This window comes from Pseudomonas sp. SR18 (assembly GCF_023701505.1).
Lineage (GTDB): Bacteria > Pseudomonadota > Gammaproteobacteria > Pseudomonadales > Pseudomonadaceae > Aquipseudomonas > Aquipseudomonas cyclaminis.
The window spans coordinates 1-1,313 of record NZ_JAMQAU010000040.1; the positions used below are offsets into that span (position 1 = coordinate 1).

At 53.0% G+C, this 1,313-nt stretch carries 1 protein-coding gene; it reads left to right on the top strand.

Features of this window, described 5'->3' with window-relative positions; translation table 11 throughout:
* Positions 1 to 53 precede the first annotated feature (53 nt).
* Positions 54 to 1,276 (top strand): IS3 family transposase gene (locus tag NDJ82_RS27355; protein ID WP_178117298.1). Its coding sequence is split into 2 segments (ribosomal slippage): positions 54 to 405 and positions 405 to 1,276, totalling 1,224 coding nucleotides; the frame shifts between segments, so codons are not numbered across the junction.
* The last annotated feature ends 37 nt before the right edge of the window (positions 1,277 to 1,313 follow it).

Here is a 1,313-nt window from a genome sequence, read left to right on the forward strand (position 1 = left end):
TGTCCCGTCCTGAATAAGGTTTACACCTTCTGACCTTTGTTCAGGAGGACTCAATGGATACGAGAAAAAGGCGCAGCCAACGCGATTACACGCTAGCTTTTAAATTGTCGGTCGTAGACCAAGTCGAAAAAGGCGAGTTGAGTTATAAAGAGGCTCAACGGCGCTTTGGCATCCAGGGCCGGTCCACGGTACTGGTTTGGCTACGCAAGCATGGCCGACAGGACTGGAGCCAAGGCGCCTCAATCCGAGCGCCGCGGAGCAGGCCGATGACCGACCCCAACCTCCCGCTGACACCCGAGCAGCGGATTAAAGAGCTTGAAGAACAGTTGGCGCTGAGCAATCAAAAGGCCCAGTTCTTTGAAGCTGTCGTGAACGTCTTGAAAAATGATTACGGTGTGTCCATCGTAAAAAAGCGACCCGGCAAGTCCTCTCGCAAGGGCAAATCCAAGACCTGAGCATTACCAGGGCTTGCCTGTTCATGGGAATTTCGCGCCAAGCGTATTACAAACGTAACCGAGCCGTTGATGCGAGAGCTCACCAAGACCAGCAAGTAGTGGACTTTGTTCTGGAAAAGCGGCGTCGCCAGCCGAGGCTAGGCACGCGCAAGCTGCATTATCTGATGAGCACTGAGGCTGAAGCGCAGGTAATTGTTGGTCGAGACCGTCTTTTTTCCATCTTGCGCGAAGCGCGAGAGCTGGTTCCTCGAAAGCGTGCTTATCATAAAACTACGCATAGCCATCATCGGTTCCGCCGCCATCCCAACCTGCTCAAAGCAGGCCCGGAACAAGTTGTCGCTGGCAGGCCCGAGCAGGTTTGGGTTGCAGATATTACCTATCTGCCCACGCGGGAAAGTGTTGTTTACGTCAGCCTGATAACAGACGCGTACTCACGCAAGATCGTGGGTCATCATGTGCATGACAGCCTGCATACGGAGTCGGTGGTCAAAGCATTGCAGAAAGCTGTTAACCAGCGAAAATCCATGCAGTCGCTGATCCATCACTCGGATCGCGGGGCCCAATACTGCTCCGACCTGTACCAGCAAATGCACGCCAAGCATGGGATCAAGTGCTCAATGACTGACGGCTACGATTGCTATCAGAACGCGATGGCAGAGCGGGTAAATGGGATTTTGAAAACTGAGTTTTTGCTGCACCGACCCAAAGATTTGGCGGATGCCGTAAAAATGGTGGATGAGTCGGTGCTGATCTACAACGGGGAGCGGCCGCACTTATCCCTGAAATACAAAACGCCCGATGCGGTGCATCAGGCGTTTTGAGACTCAAACAGGTGTAAACCTATTTCAGGACTAGACA